Source organism: Bacillus sp. AR4-2 (assembly GCF_008274865.1).
Taxonomy (GTDB): domain Bacteria; phylum Bacillota; class Bacilli; order Bacillales; family Bacillaceae_G; genus Bacillus_A; species Bacillus_A cereus.
On the sequence record NZ_CP031062.1, the window covers coordinates 609,256 to 633,276 of the forward strand.

Genomic DNA, 24,021 nt, shown 5'->3' on the forward strand with positions numbered 1-24,021 from the left:
AGTGAAGGTGGATACTGAAAAATTCTTCTGAATGATACTCGTGTTTTTAGAGGGCGGATTTTTTGGATAAGGATTTAGAATGAAAAAGTATAGGTGATAAAAATGATAGCAACGAAGGATATACGTATAGAAAAAGATTTTTTAGGTGAAAAAGAAGTACCAAGTGCAGCTTATTATGGTGTACAAACATTACGTGCCGTAGAAAACTTCCCAATTACAGGATATCGCATTCATCCATCACTCATTACAGCAATGGCAATTGTGAAAAAAGCGGCGGCGCTTGCGAATATAGATACTGGTTACTTAGCTAAAGACATTGGGCATGAAATTGCAGAAGCAGCGCAAGAAATTGTTGATGGAAAGTTTCATGATCAATTTATCGTGGATCCTATTCAAGGTGGAGCCGGAACTTCTATTAATATGAATACAAATGAAGTAATTGCGAATAGAGCGTTAGAACGTATGGGATATGAAAAAGGGGCGTATGCGAAAATTAGCCCAAACACTCATGTGAACATGGCCCAATCAACGAACGATGCGTTTCCAACAGGGATTCATATTGCAACTCTTATGATGTTAGAAAAGCTTCTTATTACAATGGAAGAACTTCATTCTGCTTTTCGTAAAAAAGCAAAAGAGTTTGATCATGTTATTAAAATGGGACGCACACATTTACAAGATGCAGTTCCAATTCGCCTTGGACAAGAATTTGAAGCGTATAGCCGAGTGCTTGCGCGTGATATAAAAAGAATTAAACAGTCTCGTCAACATTTATATGAAGTGAATATGGGCGCGACAGCTGTTGGTACAGGATTAAATGCAAATCCTACGTATATTGAACAAGTGGTAAAACATTTAAGAACGTTTAGTGGATTCCCACTTGTTGGTGCAGAGCATTTAGTTGATGCAACGCAAAATACAGATGCATACACAGAGGTATCTGCAGCACTTAAAGTATGTATGATGAACATGTCTAAAATTGCAAACGATCTTCGTATTATGGCGTCTGGTCCACGTGTTGGGTTAGCTGAAATTCAATTGCCAGCACGTCAGCCAGGTTCATCGATTATGCCAGGAAAAGTAAATCCAGTTATGGCAGAAGTGATTAACCAAGTCGCATTCCAAGTAATCGGAAACGATCATACAATTTGCTTAGCATCAGAAGCAGGACAATTAGAGTTAAACGTAATGGAGCCTGTGCTTGTATTTAATTTAATTCAATCTATTAGTATTATGAATAATGGATTCCGTGTATTCCGTGAATATTGTATTGAAGGAATTACGGCAAATGAAGAATTGCTGAAGCAATATGTTGAGAAAAGTGTTGGAATTATTACAGCAGTTAATCCTCATATTGGTTATGAAGTAGCATCTCGTATTGCACGTGAAGCAATTGAAACAGGGAAATCTGTTAGGGAGTTATGTTTAGAACATGGTGTACTGACAGAAGAGGAATTGGATATTATTTTAGATCCATTCGAAATGACTCACCCTGAAATTGCTGGAGCTTCTTTATTAAAAAATAAAAAAATGTAATGTGAAAAACACCGATCCACTTGGATCGGTGTTTTATTTTTAAAAGATATTAAATACAGCGTTTAATTGAAGTAAGCTAATAACAGCTAAGAAGATTAAACTGTATTTCATTGCTGTTTTAAATAGAGCAGATTCTTTACCAACTAGTCCAACTGCGGCACAAGCAACTGCTACAGATTGTGGTGAAACCATTTTTGCCATTGTACCACCTACTACGTTTAAGGCAACGAGTGTAGAAGGAACGATGTTTAACTGGTCTGCTGTTACTGCTTGAAGTGGTGCGAATAAAGAACCACTTGAAACTACTGAACCTGTAATGAATACGCCAATCCATCCTAAGATTGGAGAAAGAACTGGGAATGCATTACCAGTAGAAGAGAATGCAAGTCCAAGTGTAGATGACATACCAGAGTAGTTTTCTACGTAAGCTAAAGCGATAACGCTACAAATTGTATATACTGGAGCTTTTAATTCTTTCATTGTTTCAATCATTAATTCTTTAACCATTTTACCTTTTACGCGGTAAACGATAAGTGAAACGATAATTGCTAGTACAATCGCAGTAGTTGTAGAAGAGAATACATCAAATTTGAAAACAGCTGCGAAAGGTGTATCAGCTTTTGTAATTGGTGTAGTTTTCATAACAGCATTATGAAGACCAGGGAACTGAATGTTAAATACTAAGTTTGCTAACGCACCATCTGGAGCAAATAAAGCTTTAATCGGTTTTAAGTTAAAGATTGTTACAAATGCAGTTAAGAATACGAATGGAGACCAAGCATATAAAATTTGATTGAATGTGTGTGATACTTTAGTTTCTTGTTTTTCTTCTTTAGTAGAAGATTTTGGTTGCCAAACACGTAAGAATAATGCAAGAGAGATCATACTTACAACGGCTGCGAAAATATTAGTAAGTTCTGCGCCTAAGAAGTAAGTTACAGCGAATTGAGTAATAGCGAAAGAAACACCACTTACAAGAATACCTTGCCAAGTTTCTTTAATACCTTTAATTCCATCGACCATTGAAACAAGTAAGAAAGGTAAGATAACACTAATGAAAGGTAAAATAAGAACAGTTTGACGACCAATAGTTAATGCGTCAAGTTGAGTTAATTGTGCTGGTACTGTAACTGGAATACCCATAGCACCCATAGCACCACCAGCAATATTAGCTACTAAACAAATACCTGCTGCTTTTAATGGATTAAAGCCCATACCTACAAGTAGTGCAGCTGTAATAGCAACTGGAACTCCTAGACCAGCTGCGCCTTCTAAGAAAGCACCGAAAGAATAAGCGATTAATAATACTTGTAAACGTTGATCATTTGTAATGCTTGAAATACTATCGCGAATAATATTGAATTGCTCTGTTTTAACAGTTAATTTGTAAAGGAAAATTGCGGCGATAACGATAGTACAAATTGGATAAAATCCAGATAAAACACCGAATCCGGCAGATGCTACAGCTACTGTTGCTGGCATTTTATAAACAAATATTGCAAGGATAATAGCGACAATCACACTATAAAGACCAGCCATGTAACTTTTCATTTTGAATCCCATTAAACAAATGATGAAACAAAAGATTGGAAGTGCTGCGATTAGTGCAGATAACCAAATATTGTTTAATGGGTCATAAATTTGTGTCCAAGTACTCATAATAATGACAACTCCTATCTATTATATGTGAAGAAATTCACATTATTTGTGAAACTATTCACAATCAACTTACATGCTTAGTATATTCTCCTTCAACACTATTGTCAACGTAAAAAAGTATAATTATTCCATAATAGTGTTAAAAGAAAAGCTTTGTTCATAAAGTAGACAAAAAACACACTCAAATGAATTTAAGTGTGCTGTATAAACTATGTGCATATTATTTTGCTTATTCAGATGGCATGTTCCTTATAGGCGTATATTAGATGAAGTCTTTTATATTAAGTATAAAGTTTGATATATGCAATTATCTGTCCTGTTTGATCTAGTGGGGGGAACGGTGAGTGGATTTAATAGGAAGTTTTGCACAACAATCCAACCGCTTGCAATACGAATAAAAAATAAGAAACAAATTTTTAATATCACATCATCTCTTTTTACTGAAAATTCCTTTTAGCGTAACAAAGAGGTTAATTATAGTTCAACTACATTACGATAGGTTATCAATTATAGACGGTATTTTACAATACCGTTACTGTGCATTTCAATGAGGTGAAAATATAACAAAAAGCCTGATAAAACAACGTTTGCAAGCAAAGTATTCGTAGGCCATTATTTTGCTTTTTCGTTATATCATATAGTATAATATTCAAAATCAGCAAGGATTTTTTCCTGAATTTTTGCTGATGAAGATGGAAAAATTTTTCGGCTTTATAGGTTGATAAAGTTATGTCGTAACAGGAAATATAAGAACAGATATATAAATAAATAAAAAGAACATAAAAACGCAAATAAAAACGAAAATGAGGGGAACTTTATGAGCCAAAATCAATTCGAATGTCGTATTTCAGAAGAAGATGTACAAATGTTAAGAGCGTTAGCTCACCCACTTCGTCTACGTCTAGTAATGGAACTTATGCAAAGAGGAACATGTAATGTAACACAGCTACAGGAAGTATTAGAAATTCCACAATCAACTGTTTCACAACATTTAACGAAGTTAAAGCAAAATAAAGTAGTACGCTTTGAAAGACGAGGATTAGAAGTGTATTATCAAATCCATAATGATAAAGTAAGTGCGGTAGTAAAAACATTATTTTCTTAAAATTTGAATATTATGGAAAAAGACGTGTAGAATATACGTCTTTTTTTATTTGTCAGAAAGGTAGCGAGAGAGTAAATATTAGCATGTTAGGAAGAAATGACTATCAATCAACATGCTGCCTTACGGAATATATTCTAAAAGGAAAAGAAAAAATAAAAAGGAGTGTAGTAAGCAAAAGGAGGGATAGTAGTATGGATGTGAAACGTGTGAAACAAATCTTATCTTCTTCAAGTAGAATTGACGTTACATATGAGGGCGTACCAGTATGGATTGAGAGCTGTGATGAGCAGAAGGGGAGTGCTCAAGTGTATGATGTATCTAATCCTGGTGAGAGCGTTCATGTGGACGTGACAGCTTTAGAGGAGAAGTAATAAAAAAGACGCTTCTAATTTTAGAAGCGTCTTTTTGTTATTCCATCATATGTGCAATTTTCTTAGAGAACATAAGAAGTACTAATCCCAGTACAATTACGATAATACCGATGCTTGCGAATACTTCTAAATATCCTAAAGATTGAGTGAAAGCGGCTAATTGTCCTGCTAATAAGTTTGCGAAGCCAGTACCAGCTAACCATACACCCATTAATAATGATGCTAATTTAACAGGAGCGATTGCACTTACCATAGATAATCCGATTGGTGATAAGAATAACTCACCGATTGTGTGGAACATGTAAGTGAATACAATGAATAGTAAGTTTGCTTTCATTGTAATGTTACCTTCATCGCTACCCGTTTTTAAAACAGCTAAAGTTAGAACTAAATATCCAATCCCTAGTAAAATCATACCTAATGCCATTTTTGTTGGGATTTTCAAATCGCCATTTTTTGTTTTTGAAAGCTTAATCCATAACGCAGAAACAGGTAATGCTAGTAAGATAATGAATAGTGGGTTTACAGATTGGAACCAAGGTGTTGGAATTGTAAATCCACCAATTGTACGATCTACGAACTTATCTGTGTAAAGTGTTAAAGAACTACCAGCTTGCTCAAATCCTGCCCAGAAGAATACAACGAAACAAGTTAAAATTAAAATTGCAGCAGTACGTTTTTTCTCTTGTGTTGTTAAAGGTTTTTTCTCAATTGCTTTTGCATTTTTTTCTTTAGATTTTTTTCCTACAACAGTTGTTCCGATAGACCCTAAGTAACGAGGTGCTAAGAAATTAAAGGCAAGCTGCCCAATAATCATACCGATACAAGCTGTTAAGAAACCGTATCTATAATCTGCGAAGTAACCGCAAATGAATGGAGCGATAAGAGCTCCTAAGTTAATTCCCATGTAGAAGATAGTGAAGGCACTATCACGACGAGAATCGTTTTCGCTATATAATTGACCTAATAAAGTCGAAATATTTGGTTTGAAGAATCCGTTACCAATAACTAATAATCCTAATCCTAAGAAAAGTCCAGTTTTTGTGTTCATTGAGAATAATACAAAGTTACCAATTGCCATGATGATACCACCAATAGTAATGGCATGTCGCTTCGTAATGAAATGGTCAGTTAACCAACCACCAATAATAGGTGTGAAGTATACTAACATTGTGAAAATACCGTAAATTTGAACTGCAACTGCTTTATCAAATCCTAAACCGCCGCTTACTAAGCTCGTTGTTAAATAAAGAACTAATAAGCCACGCATTCCGTAATAACTAAATCTTTCCCACGCCTCTGTAAAGAACAACAAGTATAACCCTGGTGGATGTTTTTTTGGTGATTGTTGCTCTCCAGCTTTGTCTAATTTTAAAGCTGCATCCATTTTTGTTTCCCCCTAATCCTGTATAACGGATATTTATGTAATCATTTTAATTTACAAAATATTTAGAAGTCAATAGAATTATATGGAAATAGAAAGAAAATTTCTAAAAAAGTTCTATTTTTCTTCGACCGTTACTGTATTTTGCCCTGAAAACGAGATGATAAGCGTTTTCAAATGTAATAATTGAATTCTAAAAGAAAATAAAATAGTGATTAATCAGAAAATTTAGATTAAAATATTTATTCTGATATAAAGAAAATATATTCTATTTACTTTCTCAATATAACATATTGGGAATAAAAATACAAAACGAAATAATGTGACATTTAAGTGAATTGAAAAATAACCAGCTCCACAGAAGGGAGCTGGTTAAGGAAATATTATTTAACAAAGCGTTTTTCGATGTCATCTAATAGTAGGTTAGCGGCCATTACGCCACCAGCTGTATTCCAAATAACGTCATCAACTTTGTATGCTTTACCATTTTTTACTGCATTTAAATTTTTAAATAGAGGATCGTTTATATACTCTTTTTCTAGTTCAGATCCTTTTTTCTCATTTCCTTTATCGAATGTGAAGTAGAATAATACGTCACCATCCATAGCAGAAATACGCTCTTTAGATACGTTACGCTCTGCAAAATCATCTTTATTTTGATCTCCAGGACGTTTAAATCCAAGTTCTTTTAAAATAACACCAGAGAATGTATCGCCATGATAAATACGAACATCACCAGGCATGAAACGAACCATAGAGATTTCTTGGTTTACTTTATCGCCAAGTTTGCCTTTTAAATCTTTTATACGTGATTCGTAATCAGCTACAACTTTTTGACCTTCTTTTTCTTTATTTAATGCTTCTGCATAAAATTTGAAGTTATCTTTCCATTCACCACGTAATGTTTCTGAGAACACAGTAGGTGCAATTGCTTTTAGTTGTTCGTACACTTTTTCGTGGCGCATTTTATTACCGATAATTAAGTCTGGTTTTAAAGAAGCAATTGTTTCAACGTTAACTTGTCCTTCATCACCAACAACTTTTACATCTTTCATTTTATCCTTAATATGTGGATACCATGGGTCACCAGTCCAAGACTTTACAGCACCAACTGGTTTCACACCTAATTCAAGTAAAGCTTCAGTTCCTTCATTTGTTAAGATAACTACACGTTTTGGATTAGCAGGAACTTCTGTTTTACCCATTGCATGTTCTACAGTAACCACTTCTTTTTTATTATCTTCTTTTGTAGATTCTTCTTTGTTATTTGATTTTCCACAAGCGCTTAAAAGCATTGAAAATGCTAGTAAAAATACAAATACTGTAAACGATTTCTTCCGCATGAAATTCATTATGTACCCCCTACATGTTGAGAATATTTTTCAATAGCAAGCATGATATTAAGCCTTTATCTTTTGATTGTCAATACATATGGGTGAAAATAATTCTCATTTCCGTTGACAATGAGAATTAAGTTGAAATACACTAACAACGTATCATTATACATTGAAGGGGAAACGCTGCATGTTATTAAAAACAAATCGAGCAAAATGGATTGGATTATTTGTTGGAATCATTGCAGTCGTTATTTGTATTTGGGGAAGTATTATTTTTGGATATACAAATACGAGTTGGAAACTAGCATTGGATGCTTTTTTCCATTTTAACGGTTCCAATGAACATATTATTATTCAAAATGTACGTCTGCCTAGGGCGTTAATTGCAGCTAGTGTTGGTGCTAGTTTAGCCATTGCTGGTTGTCTTATGCAAACTTTAACTAAGAATCCACTTGCTTCTCCAGATTTTATTGGATTAAATTCAGGTGCTGCGTTCTTCATAGTTGTAGCAATTGTAATCTTTTCAGTAACATCATTATCAGCTTTCACATGGATTGCCTTTTTAGGAGCGGCGGTTGCAGCTGTACTTGTATTTGCTTCTAGTTCTTTAGGAAAAGAAGGAACTACTCCTCTTAAGTTAACGTTAGCAGGGGTCGCAATTAGTGCGTTATTTTCATCATTAACACAAGGATTACTTGTGTTAAATGAAAAAGCACTTGAAGAGGTATTATTTTGGCTTGCTGGATCTGTGCAAGGGAGAAAGTTAGAAATTTTACAATCTGTATTCCCATATTTATTAATAGGATGGATTGCATCTCTTATGATGGCAGGGAAAGTAAATACATTGATGATGGGAGAAGACGTCGCGAAAGGACTTGGACAACGAACAATTTTAATGAAATCATTAGTGTTACTTATTATTGTACTGTTGTCTGGTGGTTCGGTTGCGGTTGCTGGCCCAATTGGATTTATTGGAATTATTACTCCGCATTTTGCGAGATTTCTTGTTGGAGTTGACCACAGATGGAGAGTGCCTTATAGCGGATTGTTAGGTGCAATACTACTAATATTGGCTGATATAGCAGCAAGATATGTCATTATGCCACAAGAAGTACCAGTAGGAGTTATGACAGCATTTATTGGAGCTCCATTCTTTATTTATATTGCACGTAAGAGAGGGCTTAGCAAATGAAGAAATATATTCCGTTTCGTATAGGAAAAGGTGAGCTCTCGTTTTTAATGTATAAACGAGCTTGTCTCGTCTTGTTAAGTTTACTAGTTGTTTTAATAGGATTATTCTTTGCGAGCGCAGGTATGGGAGACATGAAAATTGCTCCTTATGATGTATGGCAAGCGATCACTGGAAATGGCGATGCGATGTCTAACATGGTTGTAAATAAGTTTCGTATGCCGCGTATTTTAATTGCCATCCTCGTAGGAATTGCGCTTGCTGTAGCAGGATGTATTTTACAAGGTCTCGTTCGAAATCCACTTGCTTCTCCGGATATCATCGGGATTACGGGCGGGGCAAGTGTTGCAGTTGTATTGTTTTTAGCTATATTTAGTGATAAAAATAATGCGCTAACTGTAAGCATTCATTATATGCCGTTAGCAGCCTTTGTTGGGGCAACGATTGTGGCGCTTTTTGTATATTTATTTGCATGGAGAAATGACGGGTTATCGCCGATTAGTCTTGTTTTAATTGGTGTGGGGTTTTGGGCATTAACGAAAGCGGCAACGACTTTGTTTATGTTGTTAGCACCAATTTATCAAGCGAGTCAAGCGAATGTATGGATTACAGGTACTGTTTATGGTTCTTCATGGCAAAACGTTATGGTGCTTGCACCGTGGGTTCTCATTTTAACGGTAATATCATTTATAGCTGCTAGACATTTAAATGCGCAAGAGCTAGGGGATGATATTGCGGTAGGACTTGGTGTTCCTTTAACGAAGTCACGCGTATTCATGTTATTACTTAGTACGGCTTTAATTGGGGGAGCAGTTGCCTTCGCCGGAGGAATTGGATTTGTCGGTTTAATGGCACCTCATATTTCACGAAGGCTAGTTGGTTCTTTATACGGTGCATTACTCCCAGTTGCAGCTATTGTTGGTGCAATTCTAGTACTTGCTGCAGATTTAATTGGGCGTACAGTTTTCACACCACTTGAAATTCCAGCAGGGGTATTTACATCAGCAATTGGTGCACCTTATTTTATTTATTTACTTTATAAAAGTCGGAATTCATAAAGGGAGATGAATATGCAAAAAGCATTGGAGACGAAACGTTTGACGTTGTCTTATGGTGAAACAATTATTATCGATGAGTTGAATTTAGAAATTCCAAAAGGTGAAATTACAATCTTTATCGGTTCCAACGGTTGCGGGAAATCAACTTTATTACGTTCACTAGCTAGATTATTAAAGCCAACAACTGGTGACATTTTGTTAGATAATCAAGCTATTCAAAGTATGCAAACGAAGCAAATTGCTCGTCAAATGGCAATTTTACCGCAAGGACCGCAAGCACCTGAAGGGCTTACAGTATTGCAACTTGTAAAACAAGGACGCTATCCATATCAAACATGGCTGAAACAGTGGTCAGAAAAAGATGAGGAAATGGTACAGAAGGCACTTGCAGCAACAGGTATGACAGAATTTGCTGAGCGTGATGTGCATGCTCTTTCAGGTGGACAACGACAACGTGCTTGGATTGCAATGACGCTTGCACAAGATACAGATATTATTTTACTGGATGAGCCTACTACATATTTAGATATGACTCACCAAATTGAAGTGCTAGATTTATTATTCGAATTAAATGAAACAGAACAAAGAACAATTGTTATGGTATTACACGATTTAAATTTAGCATGTCGCTATGCAGATAACATTGTAGCCATTCAAGATAAACAAATATATGCACAAGGTAAACCTGAAGAAGTGGTAGATGAGAGACTAGTACGTGATGTATTCCGAATGGAGTGTCAAATTAGTACGGATCCGTTGTTTGGAACACCGCTTTGTATACCTCACGGAAGAGGAAGACGTGTAGTTAAAGAAGTTGCTCAGGTAATGAGATAAAAAAACGATGAGTGATTCATCGTTTTTTTATTTGGTACAAGAAAATAAGAGGAAGAGAGGAATACGTAAGCGACGTTTATACTCTTCTTCATTTTGAAAATAGGTTGGATTTGGTGTAGCTTCTTTTAATGATGTAATGGTAAATCCGGCTTGCTGTAATAATGTGAAATAATCTTCCGTTGTACGATGATATTTAATAACTTCTTGGTCAATCCATGGTTCAACCCGTTTGCCTAGTTTAAAGTAATCATCGACGAGCCAACTCGTTCTTTTACCACTTGTTTGTAAGCTTTCAAACGAAGAAGTAATAACGGGATGTTGAACGCTAAAGGTAAAGGTGCCATTTGTTTTTAAAGTTTGAAACACATTTTGAAAAATGGTATCAAGATGTTCAATATAATGTAAGGCGAGTCTAGATGTTACTAAATCAAAAGTGGAAGAGGGGTAGGTATAATCTTTGAGGTTTAAAAAATGAACAGATCCATTTTTATTTTCTAGTTGTTTTTTAGCTTTTTCATACATAAGTTCAGAGCCTTCAATGCCGGTGTAAGAGTAGCATCCCTTTTCTAATAATTCCGCGCCAAACTTAGCATCACCACAGCCTAAATCGAGAATTTGTTTTCCTCGTACATGACCAATGAGCTGAAAGAATACTGGTTTTTCAATGGATTCATTTGGGCTATTTTCTCGGTATCTTCGTTTCATATATTGTTCGAAAAATGCTGTGTTATTGTATACATCAGATTCTGTAAATGCCATGTTTGAAACCTCCGGAAATATTTTTTTAATTCTATCAAATATGAAAAGTAAATAATAGATTTATTGTAATGAATCATATATAATCTAAAATTGTAAGCGGTTACTTTAAACTATTTTTCTATAATAAATTCTGAAAACGTGTTAAGCTAGTAGAGGGATTATTAGAACTATTAAGACAATAATCCGCTTACATGAACGATGGGAGGCTTCACGATGTCTAGTAAAACACTTGCGAAATTTTTAGAAGAAAATTTAGAGGATTTAAAATCAAAGGGGCTTTATAACGTAATTGATCCGCTTGAGAGTTCAAATGGACCGATCATTACAATTGGCGGAAAAGAATATATTAACTTATCTTCAAACAACTATCTTGGATTAGCAACAGATAGCCGTTTGCAAGAAGCAGCAATTGGTGCTATTCATAAGTACGGTGTTGGAGCAGGGGCTGTTCGTACAATTAACGGTACTTTAGATTTGCATATTAAGTTAGAAGAAACAATTGCAAAGTTTAAACATACAGAAGCAGCAATTGCTTATCAATCAGGATTTAACTGTAATATGGCAGCGATTTCAGCTGTTATGGATAAAAATGATGCAATTCTTTCAGACGAATTAAACCATGCTTCTATTATTGATGGTAGTCGTCTATCAAAAGCAAAAATTATTGTTTATAAACATTCGGATATGGAAGATTTACGCCAAAAAGCAATTGCGGCGAAAGAATCAGGTCTTTACAATAAATTAATGGTAATTACAGACGGTGTCTTTTCAATGGATGGAGATGTTGCAAAACTACCAGAAATTGTTGAGATTGCAGAAGAGTTAGATTTAATGACATACGTAGATGATGCACACGGTTCAGGTGTACTTGGAAAAGGTGCAGGAACTGTAAAGCACTTCGGTCTTTCTGATAAAGTTGATTTCCAAATTGGTACATTATCAAAAGCAATTGGGGTAATTGGTGGATATGTAGCAGGGAAACAAAATTTAATTGACTGGTTAAAAGTTCGTTCACGTCCATTCTTATTCTCTACAGCATTAACACCAGCTGATGCAGCAGCTTGCATGAGATCAATTGAAATCTTAATGGAAAGCACAGAGTTACACGATCGCTTATGGGAAAATGGTCGCTACTTAAAACAAGGATTAAAAGAACTTGGCTTTAACATTGGGGAAAGTGAAACGCCAATTACACCTTGTATCATTGGGGACGAAGTATTAACACAAGAATTTAGTAAACGTCTAAATGAAGAAGGTGTATACGCAAAATCTATCGTGTTCCCAACTGTAGCAAAAGGAACAGGGCGCGTTCGTAATATGCCTACAGCAGCTCATACGAAAGAAATGTTAGATGAAGCAATTCTTAAGTATGAAAAAGTAGGAAAAGAAATGGGCATCATTTAAGTAACGACATCTTTTGAATAGCTTGCAAATGAGGAGTGGGGAAAATGAAAAAAATTCTAGTAACCGGTTCTTTAGGGCAAATTGGTTCTGAACTAGTAATGAAACTTCGTGATGTATACGGCGCATCAAATGTTATTGCAACAGATATTCGTGAAACAGATAGTGAAGTAGTAACGTCTGGTCCATTTGAAACGTTAGATGTAACAGATGGACAAAAACTACATGATATCGCAAAGCGTAATGAAGTAGATACAATTATTCATTTAGCAGCTTTACTTTCAGCAACAGCAGAAAAAAATCCGTTATTTGCATGGAATTTAAATATGGGTGGACTTGTAAATGCTCTAGAAGCAGCTCGTGAATTAAACTGTAAGTTCTTCACGCCAAGTTCTATCGGTGCATTTGGTCCATCAACGCCAAAAGATAATACACCGCAAGATACAATTCAGCGTCCTACTACGATGTATGGGGTAAACAAAGTGGCAGGAGAATTACTGTGTGATTATTATCATCAAAAATTTGGCGTAGATACGCGCGGTGTCCGTTTCCCAGGTTTAATTTCTTACGTAGCGCCTCCAGGAGGCGGAACGACTGATTATGCAGTTGAAATTTATTATGAGGCGATTAAAAAAGGTGCATACACCTCATACATTGCTGAAGGAACATATATGGACATGATGTATATGCCTGATGCTTTACAAGCGATCATTTCATTAATGGAAGCTGATCCAAGTAAGCTAGTGCATAGAAATGCATTTAACATTACAGCAATGAGCTTCGAGCCAGAGCAAATTGCAGCGTCAATTCGTAAACACATTCCGACGTTTACAATGGATTATGCAGTAGATCCAGCTCGTCAAACAATTGCTGATAGCTGGCCGAACTCTATTGACGCAACAGCAGCAATGAAAGAGTGGGGCTTTAAAGCAGAATACGATTTAGACAAAATGACAACTGACATGCTGGCTAAGTTAAAAAAAAAGCTCACAGCTGAGTTAGTGATGAATTAATAGGAAGAGTCGATTCTTAGGAATCGGCTCTTCATTATTTTTGGGAGGAGAGAAGTCTTATGCAAAGAGTTGATGTCGTATACGCACTAATACATGACGAAGAAACAGATAAAATATTAATGGTACATAATGTAGAACAAAACGTTTGGTCATTGCCAGGTGGGGCTGTGGAAAAAGGTGAAATATTAGAGGAAGCACTAATAAGAGAAGTGAAAGAAGAGACAGGTTTAACCGCCTTGGCTGGGGGGCTTGTTGCGATCAATGAAAAATTCTTTGAAGAATCAGGGAATCATGCACTATTTTTTACATTCCGAGCGAATGTAGTAAAAGGGGAACTTATTGCGGAAGATGAAGGTGAAATTTCTGCAATAGAGTGGGTAGATCGAACAATTGCGAATGAGCGTTTCCCATACTATGACGGAGGATTTGAATCTTTATTAGAAGTAGCCATTCCATACAAGTTTCAACCAGAAACAAAGTAATTGAACGAAAAAACAGGAGCCACAAGGCTCCTATTTTCTATTCAATCGTCTTCAGTAATAGTTTTTTCAGCAATGGTTTAATCTTCAATCGTAAATCTTCAGCATGATTTGCAACTAAGAAGTGATGGTTATAAATGTTTTTCATCAATTGATAAGTTGCTTCTTTCGCTTCGCCTTCTTCGATGAAGATACCGATTACTTCCATACCACTTTTACGCGCGAGTTTAACAGCTTCATGCGTATCTAAAATTCCGTCTTGTTGATAGTCTAGCGCAGAAGGCTCACCGTCTGTGAAGACTAGTAAGAATTTATGTTTCTCAGGTCTTTTGGCAAGCTTTTCAGAAACGATACGAATAATATATCCGTCGCGGTTATCTTCTTCTTCACGAAGTTGCATAATTTCTGGACCAACGTTTGGTAACGTTGAGTTTTTATAATTTACAACTTCATGGATAACGTTCGGCTTATCTTCAGGTTTAGCGCTAGATGCATCTTCCCAAAATCCGCTAATAGCGTGCGGGATTTTTAAAGACTTTAAAGCTTCATGGAATAGTACAACACTCTTCTTCGTTTCTTCCATTTTGTTATACATAGAACCAGAACAGTCAACTAATAGTTGGAATGCAACATCGAGTTCTTGTGACTCTTGTCCTTTTTTATAAAACATACGCGGTTGTTTTTCGGTATAAATACGAAGGAATTTCTTACGAAGTCTTCCGTAATATTTATCACTATTCGCATTCGTTTTATTTTCAATTGTTTTTTCGATAATTTTCTTTAATTCTTTTACATCTTTATTGACGACTGATTTGATAGCTTGGTAATCTTTTTTCTCATCTGAGTTTGGTTTGCGAGCTTCTTTAAATGTATGAGAAGCACCTACATTATACTTACCGTATGCACCGTCGTGCTGGCTAGAAGCGTGTGAAGCCCTTGCTTCTTCTGTATCAGCGCCATCAAAGTTGGATTGTGTACTTTTTTGTGAAGTACCTTGTACAGAACCAAGTGCTTGGTCGCCATCTTCTGATTCACGGGCAGTATCACCCATCATATTAGTTTTTGTTCCGCTTTCTAATTCAAAGCGTAAAAAGTTCTCGTTTTCGTTATTTTTATTTTCACGATGCCATGTGGAGAAACTTTCATCCATTTTGTTTTTATTTTCATCGTCATCTATAAGCTGCGTATCATCATTTGCTAAATCTTCGACGCGACAGTTCTTTTCGTCTGCAAGGACAGATAAGTAAAGTGGGGCATGTCCGAAATAGTTGTTAAGCATATCACTTTCAAGAAGCGCCTCTAAGCGATAGCGAATTTTCTCAACGATATACATAATATCTTCTGTATTACGTGCTTGGAATGTTTCATGTAAAATCGCTTCAATTTGCTCAAAATATTCATTATTAAACATTTCATATTTATCACTCGTTAATGAAAGATAGCATAGGCAAAATAGACGATCGCCGTGATAATTACGAACGCGGTTTATTTCATTTTGAGAGCCGAAATAGTTGCGGTACATTTCTTTTCGACGTTTAAAAACATGCTTCGTGCCAGGACGTAAGTTCTTTACGATTTCCTCAACGCGTAAATCTTCTAATAGAACAAATAATTGTGTTAAAAACTTTTTTAGGGGCGATTCTTGCAATTCAATCGCATAAGAACGAATTAAAGTCATGTCCGAGTAATGTTTATTACCAAGTGCTTTTAAGAACACTTCGCTTTTTAATCCGATTACTGTATCTTCTTCTTTTCGATCATCCCAAAAGTGACTAATGACAACTTTCTTTTCAATTTCGTCGTAGTATGCTTTATAGCCATATTCAAGATAGGCATCGTCTTCTTTTAGAAGGGCATACATTAAGTTTTCCATTTGTAGAAACAGCGACGCATCAATTTTTTTGTCACTAAAAATTTGTCTCATAAATTATCCCTCAAAGAAATAACTTTCTGCTAATTCACGGACAGTCATTTGTTCTGTTTCATCATTAAGTTTTGCAATTATGCTTCGTTCAATCGCTCGCATAACAGGAATATATACACCTAAATCACATGCGTCGATAATGCCACGAATACTTGCCGCTTCTTCACTTACACGTCCATCGCGAGCTAAAGGCATAAGGTCGCTTGCAAAGGCAACGAACTTTTCAATTGTTGCAACATCTTTTAATTTTGATTCTGCTAATAATAATTCTTTTAATGTATCACCTTGAATGTAAGGAACTTCAATAATAACGAAACGGTTTTTTAACGCTTCGTTTAGTTCACTTGTTCCAACGTAACCTTCGTTAATCGCAGCAATTACACGGTATTCGTCATCACCGTATACAACCTCTTGTGTAAATGGGTTTGTGATCATTTTACGGTAATCTAATGCGCCGTGAAGAAGTGGTAACGTTTCAGGTTTTGCCATATTGATTTCGTCAATATATAGGAAGTGACCGTTCTTCATTGCTTTCATAAGAGGACCGTTAACGAATGAAACTTCAGATGCACCATCTTTCGTTTGTAGTGTGTTGTATCCTAAAATACCCTCTACATCTAAGTCGACAGAGCAGTTAATGCTATGCATTGGTTTTTGGAATAAAGAAGAAAGAGTTTCCGCTAGTACTGTTTTACCACTACCAGTCGGTCCTTTTAATAGAATGTTCTTGCCAAGAAGAAGTGCTGTAATTGCATCTTCAATAATGCTATTATCAGACGCTTTATATATTTTCGTTCCGATTAAATGTGCATTTTCACCAGCTTCTTGTTTATTCTTTTCATGAATCGTAGAAAGCTGTTGTTTTAAATCAGCATGTATATGAAATTGTTCTAACATGTATTTCCCACCTAACATTATTTTCATAAAGTAATACATCTTATGATAACTTGTTTTAATATGGTATGCAAAGAAAAGGAAGGAGGATAAAGGGAAAAGAAAAAGCAATCAAGATGAAGTTGATTGCCTACAGTAAAGGAGAAATGAGCCTCATGAAAGACTCCAATATGCGTTTTTTTATACTTCTTTTTTGGAAAGAGTTCCATTTAATTTCAGTCGAATGTTTAAAATCTTCTTCAAAATCACGTTTAATATCGTGAACTGTTTTTGATTCATAAAGTACGCTAATAATTTCGTAATTCAATTCAAAGCTACGTACATCCATGTTCGCTGTTCCAATAGTTGCAATTGTATCATCAACGAGTACAATTTTTGCATGCATAAAACCATCTTTATAACTGTAAATAGAAGCACCAGCTTTTAAAAGCGGAGTGAAATAGGATTGAGATGCTTGATCACTAATGATGCTATCACTTTTACCTGGATATAAAATCCGTACATCTATTCCGGCAATTGCACTTAAGCGTAATAATGTTAAAGTTTCTTGATCTGGAATAAAGTAGGGTGTAGCGATCCAAATGGATTTTTTTGCAGAGCCCATAACAGCTAATAATGTATTACGAATACTTTTATCATCGGAGCTTGGTCCGCTTGCTACAATTTGAACAGCACCTTCTGCATTTGAAATCTCTTTACCTGGGAAGTATTGTCTATTCATGAATTGATCCCAGGAATAAGTATTTAAACCACTAGAGGCATAGAGCCAGTCTTCTAGAAAGATTGCTTGTAATTTATATAATGCTTTTCCTTCTATTTTTAAATGACTATCACGCCAAACAGGAAATTTCTTTGAACGGCCAAGATATTCATCACCGACATTGAGTCCTCCGGTAAAACCAATTTCGCCATCTACAATAACAATTTTTCGATGGTTACGATAATTGACAGTTTCAAGTAACCAAGCTGAAAAAATAGGGTCAAATTCTACAATTTCAATCCCAGCTTCTTTCATAGGTTGTAAAAATCGTCTTCTTAACGTATTACTTCCAAGGCCATCATAAAGGAAGCGTACAATAACACCATCTTTTGCTTTTTGTATTAAAGCATCTCGAACTTTTGTACCAATTTCATCAGATTTATAAATGTAGTATTGAATATGTATATGATGTTTTGCTTGCTCTATAGCTCGCAAAATTTCTGAAAATGTTTGATCTCCGTTTGTTAAAAGTTTTGTAGTTGTTCTATCTGCGGCAGGACCGCCTCCAAATTTTTGTATGACTTCTGTTAAATGTATGGAACGTTCATTTAGTGGGACTGTGAGTAATAACTCTAGTCTTCTTCCTTCTAATATTTCACGGAATAATTTTCTTTGTTCTTCTGAACGATGGAGATGTTTTTTTCTTCTCCAGCGGCTGCGTCCGAAAATAGCGTATAAAAGCACACCTATAATAGGAAGAAGTGCTAATACTAAAAACCATGCTAATGTACTTTGTGGAGATCTATTTTCTATAAAAATAACGAATGAAATTCCTACGATTGTGATGGACCATAGAGCACCGACAAATGTATATAACGAGATATACGATGTATTTAATAGGAACAGAACGATAGATACAATTGTAAATATTAATAGTAATTGAACGATAGGCTTCTTCATTTCTATATAATTCCCCTAATCTTTTTTCAATATAGACTTCTTAAATAGAAGATGTAATATGACATCTTTATTATAAGGTGTTTTGCTTTTTTTACAAAATATAGACATTTCACCTATACTTTCCGCATTTGTCCTACATACAGTGTACTATCCCATTTTTTATCCCACTCTTAACGCATATGAAAATGAAAAAATCGAAAAGGAGCGGAGAAACATGAATTATATAGAAAATAATGGATTGTATTATCGAAATCATCATGGAGGACACAATCATGGTGGGCACAATCATAACGGTGGACATCATCACCATGGAGGACACAATCACTATGATCACCATCACCATCATCATCACGGAGGCGGATGGGGCTGGGGTGGTGGTAGTTCATGGGGAGGCGGATTTTTCCCTGGAAGCTTTGCAGGAGGAGTGTTAGGCGGACTGACAGCTGGTGCATTAACAGGTGCAACAAGTGGAGGGTATTATCCCGCTCCATATCCAGTAGCTTATCCATCACCATACCCTGTAACGTATCCAATGCCATACCCAGGTTATCAGCAAATACCATATTCGTATTAAACTAAAAAAGAGGCTATCCTCTTTTTTAGTTTAATACGGTATTTATTTATAAAATACTTCCAAAATTAAGGTGAAAATATGTTAATATTTTGTTATTGTAATTCAAAAACATATACATTGATGTAGAGTTTTATATTATTATTCGTGAATAGTTATGTAGTATGCTCTAATTTCTATTTCGTTATTAAAAACAAAGAGATCAGATGTGAGTGGTATTAGTTGGAAACAAGGCTTGCATAGAGACACTTAAAGGGATTGCAGTATAATAAGGCGCGAAATAATTAGGGAGATGAGAAGCTACTATTTATAATTAGAACGGTATAATATTGCTTTTTATTACAAATAATATTATGTTATTTTAATCGGTCTATTCAAAAAGATAATTTATGTAATGGGCTAGTATTAGAAAATGAAATATCTCTATTTCTATGAAGAGAAACAGGTTGTGTTTTAGTCAGATAGAAGCAAGGAGAGATGCGCATGCTAGAACAGAGAGGTCATGCATTATATGACTCTTCATTGCGAGATTTAAAGTTAGCATTAGATGAGTCTTCAATTGTTGCAATTACAGATCGAAAAGGTCTTATTACATATGTAAATGATAAATTTTGTGAAATCTCTAAATACAAAAGAGAAGAATTAATTGGGAAAGATCACCGTATTTTAAATTCAGGACATCATCCAAAAACCTTTTTTCAAGACTTATGGAAGCGTATTTTGAATGGGAAAGTATGGACAGGTGAGATTCGGAATCGAGCAAAAGATGGTACATATTATTGGGTCAAAACAACAATTGTTCCATTTTTAAATGAAAAAGGAGAGCCATACCAATTTATCGCAATTCGAAATGATATTAGTAGTAGAAAAGAAGCGGAACATAGATTGCGGCTAAGTGAAAGTCGTTATAGGGAACTTGCCTATCATGATGCTTTAACGAGTTTGCCTAACCGTTTACAATTAATAACGACCGTTAACGAATTGATTGCAGATAAAAAAGAATTTGGTATGATTTACTTTGATTTGGACCGTTTTAAATTAGTAAATGATACATTAGGTCATATGATAGGGGATTTACTTTTAAGTGAAGTTGCTTCAAGGTTGCATTATGTACTAGGAGAGAAAGATGTTCTGGCTAGGCTAGGTGGCGACGAATTTGTGCTGTTAACAAAAAATCATAGACAAGATGATATGAGTCAGTTAGCGACATCTGTGTTGTCATGTTTTCAGGCACCATTTATGCTGGAAGGCCATGAAGTATACATTTCAGCTAGTCTGGGACTTTGTTCTTATCCACAAGACGGACAAGATGTGGAAACGTTATTGAAAAACTCTGACTTAGCTATGTATAGTGCAAAAGAACAGGGGAGAAACGCTGCGTGTTTCTTTACAGATGAGCTACGCGCGAAAATAAATCGTAGAATGAAAGTTGAGTTTGCTTTGCAAAAGGCAATTCGTGATGAAGAGTTAGATGTAGCATTGCAGCCTATTATTGATTTGAAAACGAAGAGATATTCTGGTATAGAAGCTCTAGTACGTTGTATGACAGAAGACGGACCTATTTCACCAAGCGAATTTATCCCTGTAGCTGAAGAGTCTGGACTTATTATAAAACTAGGAGACTGGGTATTAGAAAAATCATGTCGCTTGTTTAAAACATTGCCGAATTATCAAGAAGGACTAAAGTTATCTGTGAATTTATCTATACAACAATTAATGCAGAAACGTTTTATTTTATCAGTACGTAGCATTTTAAAGAGAACTGGCTTTCCTCCGAACCGTTTAATATTAGAAATAACGGAAAGCATTGCAGTCCGTCATTTTGATTATATTATTGCTACATTACAAGAATTAAGAAATATGGGTGTTTTAATTGCTTTGGATGATTTCGGGACTGGCTATTCTTCCTTATATTATTTAAAACAACTACCACTGGATATTGTAAAAATTGATCGTAATTTTATTCGTGAATTTCATTATGATCACGCACAACCAGAACGAACGATTGTAAAATCCGTTATTGAAATTGCTCATAGTTTAAATTTAGCAGTAGTTGCTGAAGGAGTAGAAACAGTAGAGCAAGAGAGTTTGTTACAATCAATGAGCTGTGATTATGTACAGGGATTTTATTATGCGAAACCTTTATCTGTAGGAGAGCTAAAAGAAAAGTTAATTACAGATTTTTAATAAAAAAGAGAAGCCAGCAGCTTCTCTTTATTTAATCCGTTTTTTGTGAGTCTTTCATTAGTACTGGATAAAGAATAAGACCTAATACGAACAATCCAATTCCTAAGAAGAATGTTTTTAAATCAGCAGTTCCCGTTTTGATAACCCAAATGGAGTATATCAACGCTAATGTCGTAATGATTCCATCTTTTACTCGAGATCCTGGCAGTATATCATACGTTTCTCCTGTAATAACTAATTTTAATTGGTACAAGGTAGAAACAAGGTATGGAATTAAATAGGCTAATGTTGCTACGACGATAGCGAAACTATACGCTTCTGAAACAGTACCAGAAATCGTTGAAAATAAGAAAATTTGCGTCATTACATTTGTAATCAATAGTGATTTTGAAGGACTACCTTTTTTATTTGTTTTCCCGAAAAACTTAGGGAAAAGTCCATTTTTTGCTGCCTGGTAAGGTACTTCTGAACTAACAACAATCCAGCCAACTGTAGATCCAAATAAAGATATAAGAGCGAGTAAAGCCATTATATATGCACCTTTATTTCCAATTGCTAAATTTAATGCGTCTACTAATGGTTTTTGAGACTCTTTTAAAGCATCTTGCGGAAGAGCTCCCATTGTAAGTAAAGTAATTGACATGTAAATAAGAAGAGCGATAATTAATCCGAAAATCGTAGCTTTTTTTACATCGCGCTGTGATTTTGCACGATTAGAAAGCATAACTGCTGATTCAATACCGATAAATGCCCAGAGTGTTGCAATAGCAGCTGAATTGATTTGTCCACCTAATGAGATTGATTGTCCTGCTTCATTCATAAAGGTTTGACCGTCTCCGAAATTAGAGGCGTTGAAAATGAATAATGTAATTACAATAAACATTGTAAATCCGATAATTTTTGCAATGGTAGCAAGTAGATTCATGTTTCCAGCTCGATCAATATTTTGAGAAAGAATATATTGAATTCCCCACAGCATAAGGCTACATACGAGGAAAGTTAATCCTTTTCCGAGTTCCAGTGAAAATCCATTTATTGAAAAAAGAATTTGCTTACTTTGTAAAACTGGAAAGAATGTTGATAAATATCCAGCAAAGGAAATAATAACAGATGCTGTTGCAGCCCAGTTAGCAGCCCAATATCCCCATGCCATACTATATCCTGCAACTTTACCAGCTTTTTTTGAAGGAAACATCGCTTGAGCATAGCTTTGTGGTCCAGCTTTTAATTCTGGTTTCCGAATCGCTAAATTTCCAAATACAAGTGCAATCATAAATACGCCAAGGCCTGTAATACTCCATGCGAGTGTAGAACCCATTGGCCCTGATACTTGTGCTAAATTTGCTGGAAGCATAAATACGCCACCGCCAACCATATTCCCGATAACAAATGCTGTTAAAACCCATAATCCCCATTTTTTCGTTTCCATTTTTGTTAACTCCTTTGTAGTAAGTTTTGCTTAAACATCATTTTTTACTAGCTTTTTGACAATAAAAAAAGAGCCATGTAGATAAAAAAATACCTACATGGCTCTTTCGCCAAAGCGTAGGTACAACGGGAATAACCCTTGTACCTACGCGTAATTTTTCCGCTAGGTTTCAAGGGTTACGTATGATGATGATGTTTTTGTGCAAATGTAACTACAGTTGTTGTATAAGTAAGCATAGTTCTTTGCTCCCTTTCTCCTCTGATTTTGAAGTTAGTATACTACATGTTTTTTTGAATGAAAAGAAAAATATAAAAATTTTTATAAAAATACGTTTTAAAGATTAAATATTTACCTATATTTTTCTTGTACTGGAAAATAAGTGAGAGATTGGCAGAAGAGTGAAGCATGTTATAATACATATAGAATTAGAAGGTGACAAGGGGCTATTGTAGATGATGAGTAAGTATGAACAAATTTATACAGAAATCAGTAAATCTATTGATAATAAACAATTAAAAGAGGGATGCAAAATCCCATCAGAAACAGAATTAATGAAGCAGTATGAGGCAAGCCGAGGCACGGTAAGAAAAGCTGTAGATTTACTGCAAGAGCGTGGATATGTGCAAAAAATTCATGGGAAAGGTGTTTTTGTTTTAAAGCGAAAAAATATTGAATTTAATTTTGGCGGTATTGTAAGTTTCCAAGAAGAAAATGAACGTTTAGGACGTCATTGTATTACGGAAGTTGTGGAAATGGACAAAGAAAAAGCCACAAAAGACATTGCGAAATTATTAAATGTAAAAGAAAAAACAGAGATTGACCATATTAAACGTGTACGAAATATTGATGGAGAAAAAGTAATTTTAGATATAAATCATTTTGTATCTGAGTTTATTCCAGGATTAACGAAAGAAATTGCAACTGCATCGATTTATAAATACATCGAGAAAGAGCTTGGGCTACATATTAGTTATTCGCAGAGGGTAATAGAAGTACAGCCATGTACAGAGGATGACAGAAAGTATTTAGATTTAAATGGAACAGACTATGTTGTCGTTGTGAAAAACTTTACACATTTGTATGATGGAAGTCAGTTTGAATATACAGAATCACGCCACCGTTTAGATATTTTTCACTTTTCGGATGTGGCACGCAGGAAGTAAAGAGGTGGAACAAAATATTGTTTCATCTCTTTTTTTTATAAAAAAAACACAAACTCGTATATACGAGT

At 35.2% G+C, this 24,021-nt stretch carries 20 protein-coding genes; 12 read left to right on the forward strand and 8 right to left on the reverse strand.

Annotated features, from left to right (window positions below; all coding sequences use genetic code 11):
* Positions 1-102: 102 nt before the first annotated feature.
* Complete coding sequence (aspA, locus tag DN399_RS03155; protein WP_000562131.1) at positions 103-1,536, forward strand: aspartate ammonia-lyase; 1,434 nt, start codon at positions 103-105, stop codon at positions 1,534-1,536.
* Between the two features lie 39 nt (positions 1,537-1,575).
* On the opposite strand, the gene DN399_RS03160 is transcribed toward aspA, so the two are convergent.
* Positions 1,576-3,195, reverse strand: a complete 1,620-nt coding sequence (locus DN399_RS03160; protein WP_044306389.1) for an L-lactate permease — start codon at positions 3,193-3,195, stop codon at positions 1,576-1,578.
* Between the two features lie 817 nt (positions 3,196-4,012).
* On the opposite strand from DN399_RS03160, the gene DN399_RS03165 reads away from it, so the two are divergent.
* Together DN399_RS03165 and DN399_RS03170 are read left to right on the forward strand one after the other, a co-directional pair.
* Positions 4,013-4,300 carry an ArsR/SmtB family transcription factor gene (locus DN399_RS03165; RefSeq protein ID WP_000081428.1) on the forward strand — a complete coding sequence of 96 codons (288 nt, stop codon included), beginning with the start codon at positions 4,013-4,015 and terminating at the stop codon, positions 4,298-4,300.
* A 191-nt stretch (positions 4,301-4,491) separates the two neighbouring features.
* Positions 4,492-4,671, forward strand: coding sequence for an acid-soluble spore protein H (locus DN399_RS03170; protein ID WP_000382679.1), 180 nt, complete (start codon positions 4,492-4,494; stop codon positions 4,669-4,671).
* A gap of 37 nt (positions 4,672-4,708) precedes the next feature.
* On the opposite strand, the gene DN399_RS03175 is transcribed toward DN399_RS03170, so the two are convergent.
* On the reverse strand, positions 4,709-6,058 hold the full coding sequence (locus DN399_RS03175) for a peptide MFS transporter (protein WP_000338311.1): 1,350 nt from the start codon (positions 6,056-6,058) through the stop codon (positions 4,709-4,711).
* A gap of 380 nt (positions 6,059-6,438) precedes the next feature.
* Positions 6,439-7,407 (reverse strand): ABC transporter substrate-binding protein, encoded by a 969-nt coding sequence (locus DN399_RS03180; RefSeq protein WP_001010272.1) that lies wholly within the window; start codon positions 7,405-7,407, stop codon positions 6,439-6,441.
* 172 nt (positions 7,408-7,579) lie between these two features.
* On the opposite strand from DN399_RS03180, the gene DN399_RS03185 reads away from it, so the two are divergent.
* Genes DN399_RS03185 through DN399_RS03195 form a run of 3 tightly spaced genes read left to right on the forward strand, consistent with a single transcriptional unit; the run spans position 7,580 to position 10,473 of the window.
* Positions 7,580-8,584 (forward strand): FecCD family ABC transporter permease, encoded by a 1,005-nt coding sequence (locus tag DN399_RS03185; RefSeq protein ID WP_049107293.1) that lies wholly within the window; start codon positions 7,580-7,582, stop codon positions 8,582-8,584.
* Complete coding sequence (locus DN399_RS03190) at positions 8,581-9,639, forward strand: FecCD family ABC transporter permease (protein ID WP_000760054.1); 1,059 nt, start codon at positions 8,581-8,583, stop codon at positions 9,637-9,639. The genes DN399_RS03185 and DN399_RS03190 overlap by 4 nt, the downstream gene beginning before the upstream one ends.
* Positions 9,640-9,651: 12 nt before the next feature.
* A complete protein-coding gene (locus tag DN399_RS03195; RefSeq protein WP_149149319.1) occupies positions 9,652-10,473 on the forward strand; it encodes an ABC transporter ATP-binding protein in 822 nt (273 codons plus the stop codon).
* A gap of 27 nt (positions 10,474-10,500) precedes the next feature.
* Here the strand turns inward: DN399_RS03195 and DN399_RS03200 are convergent, their stop codons facing one another.
* Positions 10,501-11,232, reverse strand: coding sequence for a class I SAM-dependent DNA methyltransferase (locus tag DN399_RS03200; RefSeq protein WP_000885978.1), 732 nt, complete (start codon positions 11,230-11,232; stop codon positions 10,501-10,503).
* Positions 11,233-11,445: 213 nt separating this feature from the next.
* Here DN399_RS03200 and DN399_RS03205 point away from each other — a divergent pair, with 213 nt between their 5' ends.
* The 3 genes from DN399_RS03205 to DN399_RS03215 are packed head-to-tail and all read left to right on the forward strand — an operon-like array spanning position 11,446 to position 14,128.
* The gene (locus tag DN399_RS03205; protein ID WP_000095905.1) at positions 11,446-12,636 is read left to right on the forward strand and encodes a glycine C-acetyltransferase; all 1,191 of its coding nucleotides are present in this window, start codon (positions 11,446-11,448) and stop codon (positions 12,634-12,636) included.
* Between the two features lie 44 nt (positions 12,637-12,680).
* On the forward strand, positions 12,681-13,646 hold the full coding sequence (locus DN399_RS03210; protein ID WP_000723125.1) for an L-threonine 3-dehydrogenase: 966 nt from the start codon (positions 12,681-12,683) through the stop codon (positions 13,644-13,646).
* A gap of 59 nt (positions 13,647-13,705) precedes the next feature.
* Positions 13,706-14,128: an NUDIX hydrolase gene (locus tag DN399_RS03215; RefSeq protein WP_001189940.1), complete on the forward strand. Its 423-nt coding sequence runs from the start codon at positions 13,706-13,708 to the stop codon at positions 14,126-14,128.
* 37 nt (positions 14,129-14,165) lie between these two features.
* Here the strand turns inward: DN399_RS03215 and DN399_RS03220 are convergent, their stop codons facing one another.
* From DN399_RS03220 to DN399_RS03230, 3 genes are all read right to left on the reverse strand, one after another.
* Positions 14,166-16,049 carry a vWA domain-containing protein gene (locus tag DN399_RS03220; protein WP_001248851.1) on the reverse strand — a complete coding sequence of 628 codons (1,884 nt, stop codon included), beginning with the start codon at positions 16,047-16,049 and terminating at the stop codon, positions 14,166-14,168.
* A gap of 3 nt (positions 16,050-16,052) precedes the next feature.
* Complete coding sequence (locus tag DN399_RS03225; protein WP_000892971.1) at positions 16,053-16,946, reverse strand: ATP-binding protein; 894 nt, start codon at positions 16,944-16,946, stop codon at positions 16,053-16,055.
* Between the two features lie 127 nt (positions 16,947-17,073).
* A complete protein-coding gene (locus DN399_RS03230) occupies positions 17,074-18,603 on the reverse strand; it encodes a cardiolipin synthase (protein WP_000743034.1) in 1,530 nt (509 codons plus the stop codon).
* 214 nt (positions 18,604-18,817) lie between these two features.
* Here DN399_RS03230 and DN399_RS03235 point away from each other — a divergent pair, with 214 nt between their 5' ends.
* On the forward strand, positions 18,818-19,177 hold the full coding sequence (locus DN399_RS03235; protein WP_086412276.1) for a cobalt transporter: 360 nt from the start codon (positions 18,818-18,820) through the stop codon (positions 19,175-19,177).
* 480 nt (positions 19,178-19,657) lie between these two features.
* On the forward strand, positions 19,658-21,361 hold the full coding sequence (locus tag DN399_RS03240) for a putative bifunctional diguanylate cyclase/phosphodiesterase (RefSeq protein WP_000893345.1): 1,704 nt from the start codon (positions 19,658-19,660) through the stop codon (positions 21,359-21,361).
* A 31-nt stretch (positions 21,362-21,392) separates the two neighbouring features.
* Here the strand turns inward: DN399_RS03240 and DN399_RS03245 are convergent, their stop codons facing one another.
* Entirely contained in the window at positions 21,393-22,790 is a 1,398-nt protein-coding gene (locus DN399_RS03245) for an amino acid permease (protein ID WP_000448447.1), read from the reverse strand.
* 452 nt (positions 22,791-23,242) lie between these two features.
* Here DN399_RS03245 and treR point away from each other — a divergent pair, with 452 nt between their 5' ends.
* Positions 23,243-23,953 (forward strand): trehalose operon repressor, encoded by a 711-nt coding sequence (gene treR / locus DN399_RS03250; protein ID WP_000987240.1) that lies wholly within the window; start codon positions 23,243-23,245, stop codon positions 23,951-23,953.
* Positions 23,954-24,021 lie beyond the last annotated feature (68 nt).